This window comes from Aeromonas sp. R1-1 (assembly GCF_040908495.1).
Taxonomy (GTDB): domain Bacteria; phylum Pseudomonadota; class Gammaproteobacteria; order Enterobacterales; family Aeromonadaceae; genus Aeromonas; species Aeromonas veronii.
Genome location: NZ_JBFODV010000103.1, coordinates 22,842 through 38,810, shown reverse-complemented (window position 1 = coordinate 38,810; position 15,969 = coordinate 22,842). Strand labels below are relative to the sequence as shown.

Here is a 15,969-nt window from a genome sequence, read left to right as displayed (position 1 = left end):
CTGATCAAAGCTGAAAAAACCGGCCTTAGTGCCGGTTTTTTATTTATCTGCGCTGCAATAAAGTCGATGCAGCAAACTGATCATTTCACGCACCTCATGGCTGCGCAGCGAATAGTAGACCGTCTGGGCCTCTTTACGCGTCGTCACCAGCTCATCCCGCCGCAGCAGCGCCAGATGCTGTGACAAGGCCGACTGACTCAATCCCAACCGCTCGTTGAGCTCCCCCACTGACAGTTCGCGCTCCAGCAACTGGCACAGAATAAACAGCCGCCGCTCGTTGGCCAGCGCCTTGAGCAAGGCCACCGCTTTACTCGCATTGGCTTCCATCTCTTCAAGTTGCATCACATCTCTCCTCTACCACTCATCGCCGATGATACGTGGTGACGGGTCGTTTTAAAACGACAGGGTGGCCGGCTGGATGGCGGAGAAGTTCTCCTGGCCGGAAAAGAGAAAGGTAAAATCGCTCTCACAGACCCGCTTCACCGCCGGATGCTGGATCATCCGCTCGGCGAAGATGACGTAATACTCCTCCATCAGATCCTGGGTCTCTCCGATCAGCATCACCCCCTCCCCCTCGAGGATCTCCTCCCGATAGATGGTAGGAGCCATGAAGATGCCCTGATTGAAGAAGCCAAACGCCTTCATCAAAGCGGCATCATCAAACTCGCCAAGAATGCTGGGGGAGACACCCTGCTGCTCGAACCACTGGGTCAGCTGACGCCCCATGGCAGTACGGCGACCGGGGATCAGTAGCTTGCGCTCTTCCAGACAGGCGGGAAAGGGCTTTTCGGGCAATGGCGCCTTGCAGAAGAAGCTGACGCCACAGCCGCCCAACCGCTTGGAGAGCAGCCCCGCATGCTGGCTGGAGTCCACTGGACAGTCGGAGAGGATCATATCGAGCTTGTGTTCGCTCAGCTGCTCCAGCAGCAGTTCGTGGGTCGATTCGAAACAGCGCAGATGGATGGAACCATCATTGGGGATGACAGAGAGCAGCACGCGGCTGGCAAGGCGCTTGGAGAGGGCATCGGCGATGCCGACGTCGAACAGGATCTGGCTCTCCTTGCGGTAGTTGACGATATCGAGCATCTCGTAGGAGAGGCTGAACATCTTGTCGGCATAACGAAATACCAGCTGGCCCAGCTCGGTTGCCTCAAGGGAGCGTCCCTTGCGCTTGAGCAGCTTGCCACCGAGGCGCTGCTCCAGCAGTTTGATCTGACCGGTGACGGTTTGCGGGGTCAAAAAAAGGGCTTCCGCTGCCTGGGTAACGGAGCCCTTCTTCTGAGTCATCCAGAAATAGTAGAGATGGTTGTAGTTAAGGTGTGACATCCGATGGGGTTCCCGCTTGACGCGGACTCCGGTAGCAGCTGAGTTCAACCGCCAGAATGTCATACATGTCGCTGACCGAGTCAACCTTGTTCGCGCCAAACTGCTCCATCAGAGTAGCCTTGAGGCGTGCCTTGTCCGGCATCCGGTCAGCGCAATAACGCTTGTTGGAGCGCTTGACCATCTCGCCAGCCCGGCTGCTCAGCGCCCGCTCGGAGAAGGTCTCGCCAAAGCGCGCCTTGGCCTGCTTGTCCCCCAGCAGCAGGGCACTGTCTACCACTCCGTTCAGATAGGCAGAGCAGTTCGCCGAAGCGGCGTCCTGCTTGCAATCCTCCAGCCCGCCAGCCCAGGCCGCGGGGCTCAACAACAGCATCAACAACCCTGTATGCAGCTTCATAGTCCCTCCGTACTCTGTTCCCCTTCACCCTTGGGAAGGGCCATGCGCAAGGCCAGATAGCCGACTACCGCCGCCATGGTGGAGCCCACCAGGATCCCGAGGCGAGAGTAGCTGCCGTAATCCAGCCCACCGTGCTCGAAGGCAAGCGACGCGATAAACATCGACATGGTGAACCCGATGCCACAGAGGATGCTGACCGCAAAAATCTGCTTGAAGTTGACCCCGGGCGGCAACTGGGCGATGCCCAGCTTGACCGACAGCCAGCTAATGGTGAACACCCCGAGCGGCTTGCCGATAAACAGCCCCAGCATGATCCCCATAGGTACCGGACTCAGCAGGGAGGAGAGACCAATCCCCTCCAGCGATACCCCTGCGTTGGCAAAGGCAAACAGCGGCAGGATCAGATAGGCACTCCAGGGGTGCAGCTGATGCTCCAGATACTTGAGCGGAGAGGCGTAACGCTTGCCGTTAAGCGGAACCATAAAGCCCACCACTACACCCGCTAGGGTCGCATGGACGCCAGACTTCAGCACCGCAACCCAGAGCACCAGCCCGACCAGCATGTAGAGGCTGATCCTGTCCTCACCACGGCGATTCATCCAAAGCAGGGTGAGGGTTGCCAGAATACCGATGGCCAACGCCTCCAGCGACAGCTGCTGGGTATAGAAAAGCGCGATGATGATGATGACGCCCAGGTCATCCATGATGGCCAGCGCCAACAGGAATACCTTGAGGCTCACCGGCACCCGCTTGCCGAGCAGCGCCATCACCCCGAGGGCAAAGGCAATGTCGGTCGCAGCCGGGATCGCCCAGCCAGCGCGCGCCACTTCATCCGAATAGTTGAAAAAGGCGTAGATCAAGGCCGGAGCCAGCATGCCGCCCACCGCCGCGATGGCCGGGAAGGTCGCCTGAACCCGGGTCGAGAGCGCCCCTTCCAGCATCTCTCGTTTCACTTCCAGGCCAACCAGCAGGAAGAAGATCGCCATGAAGCCATCGTTGATCCAGAGCAGCAGCGGCTTGTTGATGTCGAGAGCCGCGATGCGCACCTGCACCGGCGTGTCGAGAAACGCCTGATACCCGCCAGCCAGCGCGGTATTGGCTAAAATCATTGCCAGCATGGCAGCCATGATCAGAATAATTCCGGAGGCGGCCTCCAGCTTCAGGAACTTTTTGATTACGTCACTCATGGTTAATTTTTCCACAAAATTACTTGAATTTAAGTCTATAGCCTGCAACAACCAATGGAAAATCGTTTCTTGCAGCCAAAAACCTCGGAAAAATCGAAAGCAAAATAGAACTGGCCTACCTAGAACAGGTTTTGCCTGCGTCATATTCACAACTAAGTTAGCCAATAATGAGATTTTTAAATGCTTTTATATATAAAAAAAGGCGCCTCATGGCGCCTTTCTGTCAGATGGCGACGGGCGCCTTGATGCCGGGGTGGGGGTCATAACCCTCGATCTCGAAATCCTCGAACTTGTAGTCGAAGATGGAGTCAGGTTTGCGCTTGATAACCAGGGTCGGCAGCGGGCGCGGCTCGCGGGATAGCTGCAGGGCTGTCTGCTCCATGTGATTGGAGTAGAGGTGCACATCACCGCCAGTCCAGACGAAGTCACCCACTTCCAGATTGCACTGCTGGGCCATCATGTGGGTCAGCAGGGCGTAGCTGGCGATGTTGAACGGCAGGCCGAGGAACACATCACAACTGCGCTGGTAGAGCTGGCAGGAGAGTTTGCCGTCCGCCACATAGAACTGGAAGAAGGCGTGGCAGGGAGCCAGCGCCATCTTGTCCAGTTCACCCACGTTCCAGGCGGAGACGATGATGCGGCGCGAATCGGGGTTGTGCTTGATGTCATCCACCGCTTTCTGGATCTGGTCGATGACAGACCCGTCAGCGGCAGGCCAGGAGCGCCACTGAGCACCGTAAACCGGCCCCAGATCGCCATTCTCGTCGGCCCACTCATCCCAGATGCTGACGCCATTTTCCTTCAGATAGGCGGTATTGGTATCGCCATTGAGGAACCAGAGCAGCTCGTGAATGATGGAGCGCAGGTGGCACTTCTTGGTGGTGACCAGCGGGAAACCTTCCGCCAGATTGAAGCGCATCTGATGGCCGAACAGGGAGACAGTACCGGTGCCGGTACGGTCTGACTTGACGGTCCCCTCATCGAGGATTTTCTGCATCAGGTCGAGATAAGCTCGCATTATTTCGCCTCCTTCACGGCATTACCGAACAACTGCGGACGCTTGTAGGCGGCCCAGATCATCAGGGCTCCGGCGATAATCATCGGGGTGGAGAGGATCTGGCCCATGCTGATCTCCTGGAAGTAGAGACCAAGCTGGCTGTCCGGCTGGCGCACAAACTCCACCAGGAAGCGGAACAGGCCGTAGAACAGCAGGAACATGCCGGAGATGGCACCGCGCGGCGGGTTCTTGCGCCAGAACAGGTTAAGGATGATGAACAGCACCACCCCTTCCAGCGCGAACTGGTAGAGCTGGGAGGGGTGACGAGGCTCAGGGCCGGCCTCCGGGAAAATGATGGCCCAGGGCACATCGGTGACCCGGCCCCACAGCTCGCCGTTGAGGAAGTTGCCGATCCGGCCGACGCCGAGACCAAACGGAATGAGCGGTGCCACAAAATCGGCCACGGTGAAGAAGTGGCGCTTGGTCTTGTGGGCAAACCAGATCATCGCGGTGATCACCCCGATCAGCCCACCGTGGAACGACATACCGCCGGTCCAGATCTTGAACAGATAGGTGGGATCCGCGAGGAAGAGATCGAAGTTGTAGAACAGCACGTAACCGACACGGCCACCGAGGATCACCCCGAGGAAACCATAGAACAGCAGATCCGACACCTCGTTGCGGGTCCAGCCGCTGTTCGGTGCATCGGCGCGACGGCCAGCCAGCCACATGGCAAACGCAAAACCGAACAGGTACATGAGACCATACCAGCGTACCGATAGTGGTCCCAAACTGAATGCTACGGGATCAATCTGCGAGAAAACCCAATATCCATCGTGCTGCATATGCGGCCCCAGTCAAAATAAAAGCCGCATTTTCCGATCATTCGTCAGCAGGGACAAGGCATGATTATCAATCACTCTGTTTCGATTTATGACCGGCTCGCAGCAAACCGCCGAGACCGTGCTCTTCCAGGTAGCGAGCAAACAGGCCGCGCAGTACATGGGGGTTGTCATGTTTGAGGCCATCGGCCATCAGTTCGGTCAACTCGCTCAGGGTGGATTGACGCAGCACGTACTTGATCCGGGCAATGTTGTGGGTGTTCATACTGAAGCGGCGATAACCCATAGCAAGCAGCAACAGTACGCCGACCGGATCACCGGCCAGCTCGCCACACACCGACACCGGCTTCTGGTAGCGATGGGAGGCATCAACCAGCTGTTGCAGGGCGCGGATCACCGCAGGATGGAAGGCATCGTAGATGTTGGCAACCCGGGCATTGTTGCGATCTACCGCCAGCAGGTACTGGGTCAGGTCGTTACTGCCCACCGACCAGAAGTCGATGAGCGGCGCCATCTCCGGCAAGATAAAGAGGGCTGAGGGCACCTCGATCATCACCCCGAGGCTGGGGTAGCGGATCACTGCATCGCGGCTCGCCGCCTCTTCCGATACCTCTCGCCACGCCTGATCCAGCAGACGACGGGAGGCCTTGATTTCACTGACGCTGCTGATCATCGGCAGCATGATGGCCAGATTGTCCAGCCCTTCACTGGCCCTCAGCATCGCCTTGAGCTGCACCAGAAACAGTTCGGGGTGATCCAGGGTGATCCGGATCCCCCGCCAGCCAAGGAAGGGGTTTTCCTCGACGATGGGGAAATAGGGTAGCGGCTTGTCGCCGCCCACATCCAGCGTCCGCATGCAGACCGGCCGGTTGCGGTAGGTCTCCAGAATGCCGCGATAACGGGCAGTCTGTTCCCACTCTGAGGGGAAGCTCTCCTGCAGCATAAAGGGGATCTCGGTGCGATAGAGGCCCACCCCGTCCGCCAGCTGATTGAGGGAGATCTCGGTATCGGCACTGAGCCCGGCGTTGAGCAGCAGAGAGACCTTGGTGCCGTCGGCCGTCTCGGATGGCAGGTTGTCGACGCTGCGCACCAGGGTATCGAGCGCCCGCTCTTCGCTCAGCAGCTGACGATACTCGGTCAGGATCACCTGATTGGGTTCGATGAAGAGATCGCCGCTGTAGCCATCGACGACCAGCATGCGACCACCTATGTCACCAAGGGGCAGATCAACCCCCATGATGGCGGCCACCCCCATCGCGCGGGCCAGAATGGCCGCGTGGGAGTTGGTTCCCCCCTTGAGCGATACCACCCCGGTCAGATACTCGCGGGGCACTTCCGCCAGAATGGTAGCAGTCACCTCGTCGGCAACCAGCACCACCGGCTCGCCGATGGAGATATGTTCCGGTTCATTCTGCACCAGTCGGCTGATCAGCCGCTGGGCAATATCCTTCACGTCGGTGGAGCGCTCCTGCAAGTAGGGATCCTTCATCCCCTTGAACTGCTCGATCAAGCGATCACTGATGAGCTTGACCGCAGAGACCGCAGTCCAGTGCTCCTTGCTCACCTTGTTGCGAATCGGCTTGATGTAGCCGGGATCGTTCAGCAGATGGAGGTAGATATCGAAGATCGCCACCGAATCTTGGCTGTAGCTCTCGCGAAAACGCAGCGCCAGACTCTCCAGATCGTGGCGCACCTCCTCAACCGCCAGCTCCAGCCGCGCCAGCTGGCTGGCATGGTCTTCATCCTTGCGCGGGGTAATGGACGAGAGCGCCTTACGGGGCCGCCACACCCAGGCCTTGGCCATGGCGATGCCGCTGGCACCGGCAATACCACGCAGTGGCTTGCTCCAGTCGGTCTTCTGCAACCACCCCTTGGCCTGCGCCTGGGCAATCCGCGCCGCCAGCTGGGCCGCCAGGGTGACCATGAAGGACTCTTCCCCCTCATCGAAGCGGCGACTCTCCTTCTGCTGCACCACCAGAATGCCGACCACCTGACGCTGATGCATGATGGGAGCGCCGAGGAAGGAGCGGAATGCCTCTTCGGCGACATCGGGCAGGAATTTGAAACTGGGATGCGCGGGGGCATCAGCCAGGTTGATCAGCTCTTCCCGCTGACCCACCAGACCGACGATGCCCTGCTCGTAAGGCAGGGTCACCTTGCCGACTGCGGACGGGGCCAAGCCGTCGGTAGCCGCCAGGCGATAGCGGCGCACCTCGGGTTCCGAGACATAGACGGAGCAGCAGTCCACTGCCATGGCGTGCCGGGTCTGGCTCACCAATGCCTGCAAGGCCTGCTCGAGGGTATTGGCCTCGGCCATGCTCTCGACGATACGTCTCAGTTCCGTTAACAACTAATCTGTGCTCCTTAACGGGCGCGGTTGCGCCGCCCATCTTTCTTGTTGACCTGCACTGCCGGCACTGGCATCGCCAGCGGGGCAAACTCTTTCATGACCCGGCGGTAAACCTCCCGCTTGAACGAGACGACCTGACGTACCGGGTACCAGAAGCTGACCCAACGCCAGTCGTCAAATTCGGGATGGCCATGACAGCCGAACTGGATCCGCGACTCCTTGCCCGAATTCAGCTGTAACAGGAACCATTTTTGTTTTTGGCCAATACAGACCGGTGAACTGTCCCAGCGGACAAGACGTTTGGGTAAACGGTATTTTAGCCAGTTACGACTGGTGGCCATGATGGTCACATCTTCGGGCTTGAGGCCAATCTCCTCATACAGCTCTCGATACATGGCCTGCTCTGGCGTTTCACCATCATCAACCCCCCCCTGCGGAAACTGCCAGGAGTGCTGCCCATAGCGTTTAGCCCACAACACTTGTCCTTCACGGTTACAGATCACGATACCGACATTGGGACGAAATCCGTCGCCATCAATCACGTGATCACCTTATAAAGGCTGAATCTATAAGGAGATTGTTCCACATTCACTCCGTGGCAGCAAACAAGGAGTGAATCCCCTGTTTCATGAATAACTTTCAATTTCAAACATACTTATAAACAAATCCAAGGATCCACGCCCCCAAGTTGCCCACCCAGGCTGTGCATAAAGCTGTTAGCAAACGGGTATATACAGTACTTTTTAACTGTACGCGAAAAGTGCCTCTCCGTATCACCACTCGGCACAAAATATAAAAAATCATTATTTTTTATAAACTTGAGATAAAACAACTGGATCTAGATCCATGTTCCACCAAGAGTCAGATCCATGATCCGGATTGTGAACAAGTTCAACTGCTCAAAGATCCACCGCGGCGAAATTATCCACAGGAGTGGCACAATATCTACCCCGTTTACCCGGTAAAAATGGGGGGGCATTCACAATTTTTTGTAACATATCAGCGACTCCAACCACTTTCATCCACTTATCCAAGATTTCTGTGGATAACTGTGTGTAACATCATGCACAAACCCTTGGACAACTATTTCGAGGTCAAACCAGACCTGGCTTACTGCTCGATAAAACAGACAAAATCCTTTAAAATCACAAGGATGAACTGATAGCCCCCAAATTCTCTGCATTTGATCTTATCCACTCAGGATCGGTTATAAAAACAGCGATCCTTCTCGGGATCCTCCCCTGTTAGAATATGGCGAGCAAGATGGAGCCAACTATGCCAAGCAATCCCCAATCCGAGCAGGAGTTATTGAGCCGCGCCTATGCCATGGCCGGCTTCACGCTGGCACAGCTGGCCGCCGAGGCTGGCGTTGTGGTGCCCAAAGACCTGCGCCGTGACAAGGGGTGGGTCGGCCAGTTGATCGAACTGCAACTGGGGGCCAGCGCCGGGAGCAAGCCGGAGCAGGACTTCCCGGAGCTGGGGATCGAGCTCAAGACGATCCCCGTGGATCCTCAGGGCAAACCGCTGGAGACAACCTTCGTCTGCGTTGCCCCGCTGATCGGCGTCAGCGGCCAGCGCTGGGAGGAGTCCAACGTGCGCAACAAGCTCTCCCGGGTGCTCTGGATCCCGGTGGAAGGCAGTCGGGAGATCCCGGTTGGCGAGCGGCGGGTCGGTATGCCGCTGATGTGGAGCCCGAATGAAGAGGAAGATCGGCTACTGCGTCAGGACTGGGAGGAGCTGATGGACATGATAGTGCTGGGAGAAGTGGAGCAGATCAGCGCCCGCCACGGCCAGGTGATGCAACTGCGGCCCAAGGCGGCCAACAACAAGGCGCTGACTCGCGCTATCGGCCGCGATGGTCAACCCATCATGACCCTGCCCCGTGGCTTCTATCTCAAGATCGACTTTACCCACAGTTTGCTGCAACGCTATTTTGCCTTGCCGACTTGATCTGCCTTATCAACATCTTTGTCATATGGTGGTATAAAAATAGACAGGAGCCATTTTTAACTCACAGACAAGGAGGCGTCATGCCACTGATCAAACAGTTTTTAAAGTCCAAGCCCGAGGTCAAGGTGACCTTTGCCGTAGAGAAAGAGGCGGCTGCAGGAGCGGAACAGGTGATGCTGATCGGCGAATTCACCCAGTGGCAACCGGTCGAGCTGAAACGCATGAAGAGCGGCGAATTCAAAGCCACCCTCAATCTGCCGACCGACGGCCCGGGTTACTTCGAATATTGCTACCAGCTCATCACCCCGGCAGGGGAAACCCTCTACGAGAATGACTGGGCAGCAGACGACTATGTGCCAGGCCCCTTCGGGCGTGACAACTCGGTGGTGCGAGTGATCCAGTAATGGCAGCAAGATAACCAATTGACGGATACAAAAAAGGCTCGCCATTGGCGAGCCTTTTCACTACCTGTCGAGCTATTTGCCGACATACCGACACCAATTCGAATCGAATTAGTTGAGCTTCTCTTTGATACGAGCAGCTTTGCCGGACAGGTTGCGCAGGTAGTACAGTTTGGCGCGGCGAACATCACCACGACGCTTCAGTTCTACACTGTGGATCAGCGGAGAGTGAGTCTGGAATACACGCTCAACACCTTCGCCGTTGGAGATCTTGCGAACGGTGAAAGCAGAGTGCAGACCGCGGTTACGCTTGGCAATAACGATGCCTTCGAAAGCCTGCAGACGCTCTTTACCACCTTCTTTAACACGAACTTGAACACGTACAGTGTCGCCCTGGGCAAAAGCCGGGATGTCGGTACGCAGTTGCTCTTGTTCAAGCTGCTGAATAATCTTGCTCATTGTCTTTCCTTACCTAGGATAAACTGAAAACTCTACTTAACGCTGTCACGCACTTCGCGGACATACTCGGCAAGAAGTGATTCTTGCTCGTCAGTCAGAGCTAGGTTGTTAATAAGTTCCGGCCTTCTTTGCCAGGTTCGTCCGAGCGATTGCTTGAGACGCCAGCGTCGAATCACTTCGTGATTGCCGCTTGTCAGCGCCTCGGGCACCGCCAATCCATCCAACACCTCCGGCCGAGTATAGTGGGGATGATCCAGCAAGCCATCCGTAAAGGAGTCTTGCTCGGCACTGGCCTGATCGCCCAAAACCCCGGGGACCAGACGCGAAACCGCATCGATCAGGGTCATGGCAGGCAACTCGCCACCACTTAACACGTAATCCCCGATAGACCACTCTTCGTCGACTTCGGTTTGTATCACGCGTTCATCGATACCTTCGTATCGACCGGCTACCAGAATCAGTTTCTGATTCGTCGCCAACTCGGTTACGCCCGCTTGAGTCAGCTTGCGTCCCTGAGGAGAGAGATAGATGACTTTCGCCCCGTCTCCCGCTGCTTGCTTGGCTGCATGAATCGCGTCACGCAGCGGCTGAACCATCATTAACATGCCGGGCCCACCACCATAAGGACGATCATCAACCGTACGGTGTTTATCGTGGGTAAACTCCCGGGGGTTCCAGCACTCAATCTGCAGCAGGCCACTCTTGACGGCCCGACCCGTTACCCCGTGCTCGGTAATGGCTCGGAACATTTCAGGGAAGAGGCTAATAACCCCAATCCACATAAGAAACCTCCGGCACCCGTGTTAGCGCGGGAAACTAGAAACCAGGATCCCAATCAACTTCGATTGTTCGAGCAGTCAGATCAATATTCTTGATCACCTGCTCTTCCAGGAACGGAATCAACCGCTCCTTTGCACCAAAGGCATCTTTTACATTGGCCTCAACCACCAACACATCGTTGGAGCCGGTTTCCATCAATTCGGTCACCTTGCCCAGGTCGTATCCCTTGGTGGTCACCACGGAGCAACCAATCAGGTCACGCCAGTAGAACTCACCTTCAGGCAACGCAGGCAACAGATCGGCGGGTACGCCAATCTCGACATTGGTCAATGCCAGGGCATCTTCGCGCACATCGATACCATCGAGTTTGCAGATCAGACCCTTGTTGTGACGTTTCCAGGATGAAACCCGAATTTCACGCCACGCCCCGTTCTGATTAATCAGCCAGGGGTTGTAATCGAAAATCGCTTCGGCAACATCGGTGAAGGAGTTCACTTTAAGCCAGCCCTTGATGCCATAAACGGTACCCAGGGTGCCCAGAACTACAGGTTTTTCCACCTTAACTCCTTACCGTTGGGCTGATTAAGCAGCTTTTTTAGCGTCTTTGATCAGCTTGGCAACGCGGTCAGAAACAGCGGCACCAGTAGCAACCCAATGCTCGATACGAGCCAGGTCCAGGTTCAGCTTTTCAGCTTGACCAGCAGCAACCGGGTTGAAGAAACCAACGCGCTCGATGAAGCGACCGTCACGGGCGCAACGGCTGTCAGAAACTACTACCTGGTAGAACGGACGCTTTTTCGCGCCACCACGTTGTAAACGAATGGTTACCATATCGTCCTCATTAACATCTAATGAACAAGGCCCGCAAACACGCGGACCCTAGCTTAAAATAAGCCGCGTAATTCTACTTGGATTCGTAATAATTGCAACCAAGCCAGCCATTTTTTGCGCAGAGCGGCAATGAAAAGGGGCCTGCCGCAACAGACCCCCATCAACACGCAGGCCGGATCAGAACGGGCCGCGACCGCCACCGAAACCGGGGGGCATCATGTTCTTCATCTGGCTCATCATCTTGCGCATGCCGCCTTTACCGGACATTTTCTTCATCATGCGCTGCATCTCGGTGAACTGCTTGAGCAGCTTGTTCACGTCCTGCACCTGCATGCCGGAGCCTGCGGCGATACGGCGTTTGCGGGAACCCTTGATGAGATCGGGGTGGGCACGCTCCTTGGGCGTCATGGAGCTGATGATGGCCTCCATCCGCACGGTGAGCTTGTCATCCATCTGATCTTTCACGTTATCCGGCAGCCCGGACATGCCGGGCAGCTTGTCGAGCATCCCCATCATGCCGCCCATGTTGCGCATCTGGGCCAGCTGCTCGCGGAAATCTTCCAGATCGAAGCCTTTGCCGCTCTTGACCTTGCTGGCCAGCTTGGCCGCTTTCTCTTTATCGACGTTGCGCTCGACTTCCTCGATCAGAGAGAGCACATCGCCCATACCGAGGATACGGGAGGCAAGACGATCCGGGTGGAACGGCTCCAGCGCATCGGTCTTTTCACCCATACCGATAAACTTGACCGGCTTGCCGGTGATGTGACGCACCGACAGGGCAGCACCACCACGGGCATCGCCGTCCGCCTTGGTAAGGATGACACCGGTGAGCGGCAGCGCTTCATTGAACGCCTTGGCGGTGTTGGCGGCATCCTGGCCGGTCATGGCATCCACCACGAACAGGGTCTCGACCGGCTTGATGGTGGCATGCAGATCCTGGATCTCGGCCATCATCTCGCTATCAACGTGCAGACGACCGGCGGTATCGACGATCACCACATCATAGAATTTCTTGCGCGCCTGATCGATGGCTGCGGTGGCGATATCGACCGGCTTCTGGCTGGCATCGCTCGGGAAGAAGTCGACGCCGATGTCGCTCGCCAGGGTCTCCAGCTGCTTGATCGCTGCTGGGCGATAAACGTCAGCACTGACCACCAGCACCTTCTTCTTGCTGCGCTCTTTGAGCAGCTTGGCCAGTTTGCCAACTGTGGTGGTCTTACCGGCCCCCTGCAGACCGGCCATCAGGATGATCGCAGGCGGCTGGGCAGCCAGGTTGAGCTGTTCGTTGGCCTCACCCATTACTGTGACCAGTTCACCGTGCACAATCTTGATGAATGCCTGGCCCGGGCTCAGGGATTTGGCCACTTCCTGCCCGACTGCGCGCTCTTTGACACGCGCCACGAAATCACGCACGACCGGCAGGGCGACATCCGCCTCGAGCAGCGCCATGCGGACTTCACGCAGGGTTTCCTTGATATTGTCTTCGGTCAGGCGACCACGGCCACTGACATTGCGCAAGGTGCGCGAGAGTCGTTCAGTCAAATTCTCAAACATGACGGATTCCGGTTCTTGGCGTAATAAATTGGGGGCATTATAACCCAGAGCGGGCGCGAGGACGATTATTCACCGCACCGCAGCAGCAGGGACCTTCTCCCTATATATGGGCAGATCGGCCGTTGCACAACTGGCGAGCACTTCTCGTGCAAGGTATACTGCCTCTCTTACCCTCAAAAGCTTGTGCAACAACGACCTGGTTATGATCGTAATCTCTGTTCTGGCCCTGGCGTTTTATCTGCTGGCCATCATCGCCTCCCTGCATCTGTTACTGAGCGCCAAGCCGGTGGGACAGCGCTCCCTGTTTGCCTGTATCGGATTGGCCCTGATCGCCCACGCCAGCGCCCTCGGTTCAGAGGTATTGCAGAGTTACGGCCAGAACCTGAGCATGCTCAACGTTGCCTCGCTGGTCAGCCTCATCATCAGTTGCTTCATGACCTGCGTGACCCGCCGCTTCAACGGCTGGATCCTGCTGCCGGTGGTCTACAGCTTCTCGGCCCTGTTGCTGGCTGCCAGCGCCTTGATCCCGGGTCGCTACATAACCCATCTGGAGGCCCATCCCCAGCTGTTGCTGCACATCGGCCTCGCCCTGATGGCCTACTCGGTATTGATGATCGCCTGTCTGTTTGCGCTGCAGCTCGCCTGTCTGGACAAGCAGCTTAAATCTCGAAAAATCAGCAACCTGCCAGCCATGCCGCCACTGATGACGGTGGAGAAACGACTGTTTCAGTTGATCTCTGCAGGGGTGCTGCTACTTACACTCTCCATCGCCTCCGGCCTGTTCTTCCTCGAAGATATGTTCGCTCAGGGCAAGTCTCACAAGGCAGTGCTCTCCATCCTGGCATGGTGTGTTTACGTGTTGCTGCTGTGGGGTCATCACACCTATGGCTGGCGCGGCCGCAAAGTCATCACGCTCAGTCTGATTGGCAGCTTCATCCTGACTCTTGCCTACTTTGGCAGCCGCTTCGTCAAAGAAGTGCTGTTGAGCTGACACCTATACTTTTTTAGCCATACCATCCAACAGGAGCCCTTTTTGGACAGCATCTCAACGAGTACATTACTGATTGTTCTCGTTATCTTGATCCTTCTTTCCGCCTTTTTCTCCAGTGCCGAAACCGGCCTGATGTCCATCAACCGCTACAAACTGCGGCATCTGGCACAGACCAAACACAAAGCCGCACGTCGCGTCGAGCAACTGCTCGCCCGCCCCGATCGCCTGCTGGGGCTGATCCTGATCGGCAACAATCTGGTCAATATCCTCGCCTCCGCCATCGCCACCATCGTCTGTATCCGGCTGTTTGGTGATCTCGGGGTCGCCATCGCCACCTTCGGTCTGACCCTGGTGGTGCTGGTATTCGGTGAAGTGACCCCCAAGACCCTGGCCGCCATGTTTCCGGAGAAGATCGCCTATCCCGCCTCCTGGATCCTCAAGGGACTGATGGGGCCGCTCTCACCGCTGGTCTGGCTGATCAACGGCATCACCAGCGGCCTGCTCAAGATGCTGAAGATCAATCCCAGCAAGGATGACTCCCTCAACACCGAGGAGCTGCGCACCATAGTCAATGAGGCGGGTAACCTGATCCCCCAGCGTCATCAGGAGATGCTGCTGAGCATTCTGGATCTCGACAAGATGCTGGTCGAGGACATCATGGTGCCACGCAGCGATATCTACGCCATCGACATCAACGATGACTGGAAGAGCATCCAGCGCCAGCTGGCCCACTGCGCTCACACCAAGATCCTGCTCTATCGCGACAATATCGACGACGTTGTCGGATTTTTACACGCGCGCGATGCCCTGCGGCTGGTAGCCAGGGACCAGTTCAACAAATCGAGTTTGTTGCGGGAAGTGGACGAGATCTACTTCATTCCGGAAGGAACGCCGCTCAACGTGCAGCTGGCCAAATTCCAGCGTAACAAGGAGCGAATTGGCCTGATCGTCGACGAATACGGCGATATTCAGGGTCTAATCACTCTGGACGACATTCTGGAAGAGATCGTGGGCGACTTCACCACCTCCATGACGCCAGCGCCGAGCGACGAGATCCATCCCCAGTCAGATGGTTCTTATCTGGTCGAAGGCTCAGCCAATATTCGTGAGCTGAACAAGGAGATGAACTGGCACCTGCCCATCGACGGCCCGCGTACCCTCAACGGTCTGATCCTCGAATATCTGGAGGAGATACCCCAGCCCAACATCGGGATCCGGCTGGCCGGTTATCCTATCGAGATCCTCGATGTGGAGAACAACATGGTGAAGATGGCGCGGATCATGCCGGCATCGTACCGGGCGGAGTCGGATCCGCAAGATTGAAAAAGGGCTGCCAGTGGCAGCCCTTTTCTATTGCTCATCGTCACTGTTCATCTTCATCATCCGGCTCCAGCACCAGCGTCGGGATCAACTCGCCAAACACCCTCTGTAGCTCGTCACGGTTGGCCAGCAGGTCTTGCAGCGTATAGCTGTCCATCACCGCCAGAAACGCATCCATCGCCTCTTTCAGCGCACTCTTGAGCAAACAGACAGAGACGATGTGGCAAGCGGGCGAGCCGCAGTCAATGCCGTCCAGATTGCCTTCCAGCGCCCTGATCACCTGCCCGATATTGATGGTGGCGGGATCGCAAGCCATGCGAATACCGCCATTCTTGCCACGCTGGGATTGCAGATAGCCCAGCTTCACCAACTGATTGACCACCTTCACCATGTGGTTGCGGGAAACGCCATACAGGGCCGATACCTTGGCAACGCTCGACAACTCCCCTTCCGGCAGGGTGGCAAGATAGAGCAGGGCTCTCAATCCAAAATCTGTATAACTGGTTAGTCTCATAAAACCTGATTAGCGCGATGCGAAAAGTGGAGTATTGATTCAAATCAAATAAACATCTAGGATGCCACTTATT

General features: G+C 56.7%; 18 protein-coding genes. 4 read left to right on the top strand and 14 right to left on the bottom strand.

The genetic code is table 11. The features are described from left to right. Positions 1–39: 39 nt before the first annotated feature. The 8 genes from AB5Y92_RS06125 to rppH all read right to left on the bottom strand — a co-directional run bounded on the left by AB5Y92_RS06125 (position 40) and on the right by rppH (position 7,638). Positions 40–342, bottom strand: a complete 303-nt coding sequence (locus AB5Y92_RS06125; RefSeq protein ID WP_013724128.1) for a metalloregulator ArsR/SmtB family transcription factor — start codon at positions 340–342, stop codon at positions 40–42. A gap of 51 nt (positions 343–393) precedes the next feature. Beyond that, complete coding sequence (gene nhaR, locus AB5Y92_RS06120; protein ID WP_005340434.1) at positions 394–1,326, bottom strand: transcriptional activator NhaR; 933 nt, start codon at positions 1,324–1,326, stop codon at positions 394–396. Further along, a complete protein-coding gene (locus AB5Y92_RS06115; RefSeq protein ID WP_021230961.1) occupies positions 1,313–1,720 on the bottom strand; it encodes a hypothetical protein in 408 nt (135 codons plus the stop codon). Before AB5Y92_RS06115 ends, nhaR begins: the two co-directional genes overlap by 14 nt. Further along, complete coding sequence (nhaA, locus tag AB5Y92_RS06110) at positions 1,717–2,907, bottom strand: Na+/H+ antiporter NhaA (protein ID WP_005348917.1); 1,191 nt, start codon at positions 2,905–2,907, stop codon at positions 1,717–1,719. The genes AB5Y92_RS06115 and nhaA overlap by 4 nt, the downstream gene beginning before the upstream one ends. 223 nt (positions 2,908–3,130) lie before the next feature. Continuing rightward, on the bottom strand, positions 3,131–3,925 hold the full coding sequence (thyA, locus tag AB5Y92_RS06105) for a thymidylate synthase (RefSeq protein ID WP_005340427.1): 795 nt from the start codon (positions 3,923–3,925) through the stop codon (positions 3,131–3,133). After that, positions 3,925–4,749 (bottom strand): prolipoprotein diacylglyceryl transferase, encoded by an 825-nt coding sequence (gene lgt / locus AB5Y92_RS06100; protein ID WP_031227775.1) that lies wholly within the window; start codon positions 4,747–4,749, stop codon positions 3,925–3,927. Before lgt ends, thyA begins: the two co-directional genes overlap by 1 nt. A 67-nt stretch (positions 4,750–4,816) precedes the next feature. Beyond that, positions 4,817–7,096, bottom strand: a complete 2,280-nt coding sequence (gene ptsP, locus AB5Y92_RS06095) for a phosphoenolpyruvate--protein phosphotransferase (RefSeq protein WP_164537729.1) — start codon at positions 7,094–7,096, stop codon at positions 4,817–4,819. Positions 7,097–7,110: 14 nt separating this feature from the next. Next, the gene (rppH, locus tag AB5Y92_RS06090; protein ID WP_005340421.1) at positions 7,111–7,638 is read right to left on the bottom strand and encodes an RNA pyrophosphohydrolase; all 528 of its coding nucleotides are present in this window, start codon (positions 7,636–7,638) and stop codon (positions 7,111–7,113) included. A gap of 733 nt (positions 7,639–8,371) precedes the next feature. On the opposite strand from rppH, the gene mutH reads away from it, so the two are divergent. Together mutH and AB5Y92_RS06080 are read left to right on the top strand one after the other, a co-directional pair. Next, the gene (gene mutH / locus AB5Y92_RS06085; RefSeq protein ID WP_338772584.1) at positions 8,372–9,046 is read left to right on the top strand and encodes a DNA mismatch repair endonuclease MutH; all 675 of its coding nucleotides are present in this window, start codon (positions 8,372–8,374) and stop codon (positions 9,044–9,046) included. 80 nt (positions 9,047–9,126) lie between these two features. Continuing rightward, positions 9,127–9,450 carry an isoamylase early set domain-containing protein gene (locus AB5Y92_RS06080; protein ID WP_005348910.1) on the top strand — a complete coding sequence of 108 codons (324 nt, stop codon included), beginning with the start codon at positions 9,127–9,129 and terminating at the stop codon, positions 9,448–9,450. Positions 9,451–9,558: 108 nt separating this feature from the next. Here AB5Y92_RS06080 and rplS read toward each other — a convergent pair whose 3' ends face one another. The 5 genes from rplS to ffh form a co-directional block, all read right to left on the bottom strand. Beyond that, positions 9,559–9,906, bottom strand: a complete 348-nt coding sequence (rplS, locus tag AB5Y92_RS06075) for a 50S ribosomal protein L19 (protein ID WP_005313505.1) — start codon at positions 9,904–9,906, stop codon at positions 9,559–9,561. Positions 9,907–9,938: 32 nt separating this feature from the next. Next, entirely contained in the window at positions 9,939–10,688 is a 750-nt protein-coding gene (gene trmD / locus AB5Y92_RS06070) for a tRNA (guanosine(37)-N1)-methyltransferase TrmD (protein WP_005340400.1), read from the bottom strand. A gap of 34 nt (positions 10,689–10,722) precedes the next feature. Continuing rightward, positions 10,723–11,244, bottom strand: coding sequence for a ribosome maturation factor RimM (rimM, locus tag AB5Y92_RS06065; RefSeq protein ID WP_005340394.1), 522 nt, complete (start codon positions 11,242–11,244; stop codon positions 10,723–10,725). A gap of 24 nt (positions 11,245–11,268) precedes the next feature. Next, complete coding sequence (gene rpsP, locus AB5Y92_RS06060) at positions 11,269–11,517, bottom strand: 30S ribosomal protein S16 (RefSeq protein ID WP_005340392.1); 249 nt, start codon at positions 11,515–11,517, stop codon at positions 11,269–11,271. 177 nt (positions 11,518–11,694) lie between these two features. Further along, entirely contained in the window at positions 11,695–13,071 is a 1,377-nt protein-coding gene (ffh, locus tag AB5Y92_RS06055; RefSeq protein ID WP_005340391.1) for a signal recognition particle protein, read from the bottom strand. Between the two features lie 202 nt (positions 13,072–13,273). Here ffh and ccsA point away from each other — a divergent pair, with 202 nt between their 5' ends. Next, complete coding sequence (gene ccsA / locus AB5Y92_RS06050) at positions 13,274–14,062, top strand: inner membrane protein YpjD (RefSeq protein WP_005340390.1); 789 nt, start codon at positions 13,274–13,276, stop codon at positions 14,060–14,062. A gap of 42 nt (positions 14,063–14,104) precedes the next feature. Beyond that, positions 14,105–15,385, top strand: coding sequence for an HlyC/CorC family transporter (locus AB5Y92_RS06045; RefSeq protein ID WP_245131944.1), 1,281 nt, complete (start codon positions 14,105–14,107; stop codon positions 15,383–15,385). A 40-nt stretch (positions 15,386–15,425) separates the two neighbouring features. Here the strand turns inward: AB5Y92_RS06045 and AB5Y92_RS06040 are convergent, their stop codons facing one another. Continuing rightward, positions 15,426–15,896 (bottom strand): Rrf2 family transcriptional regulator, encoded by a 471-nt coding sequence (locus AB5Y92_RS06040; RefSeq protein WP_005340388.1) that lies wholly within the window; start codon positions 15,894–15,896, stop codon positions 15,426–15,428. Between the last annotated feature and the right edge of the window lie 73 nt (positions 15,897–15,969).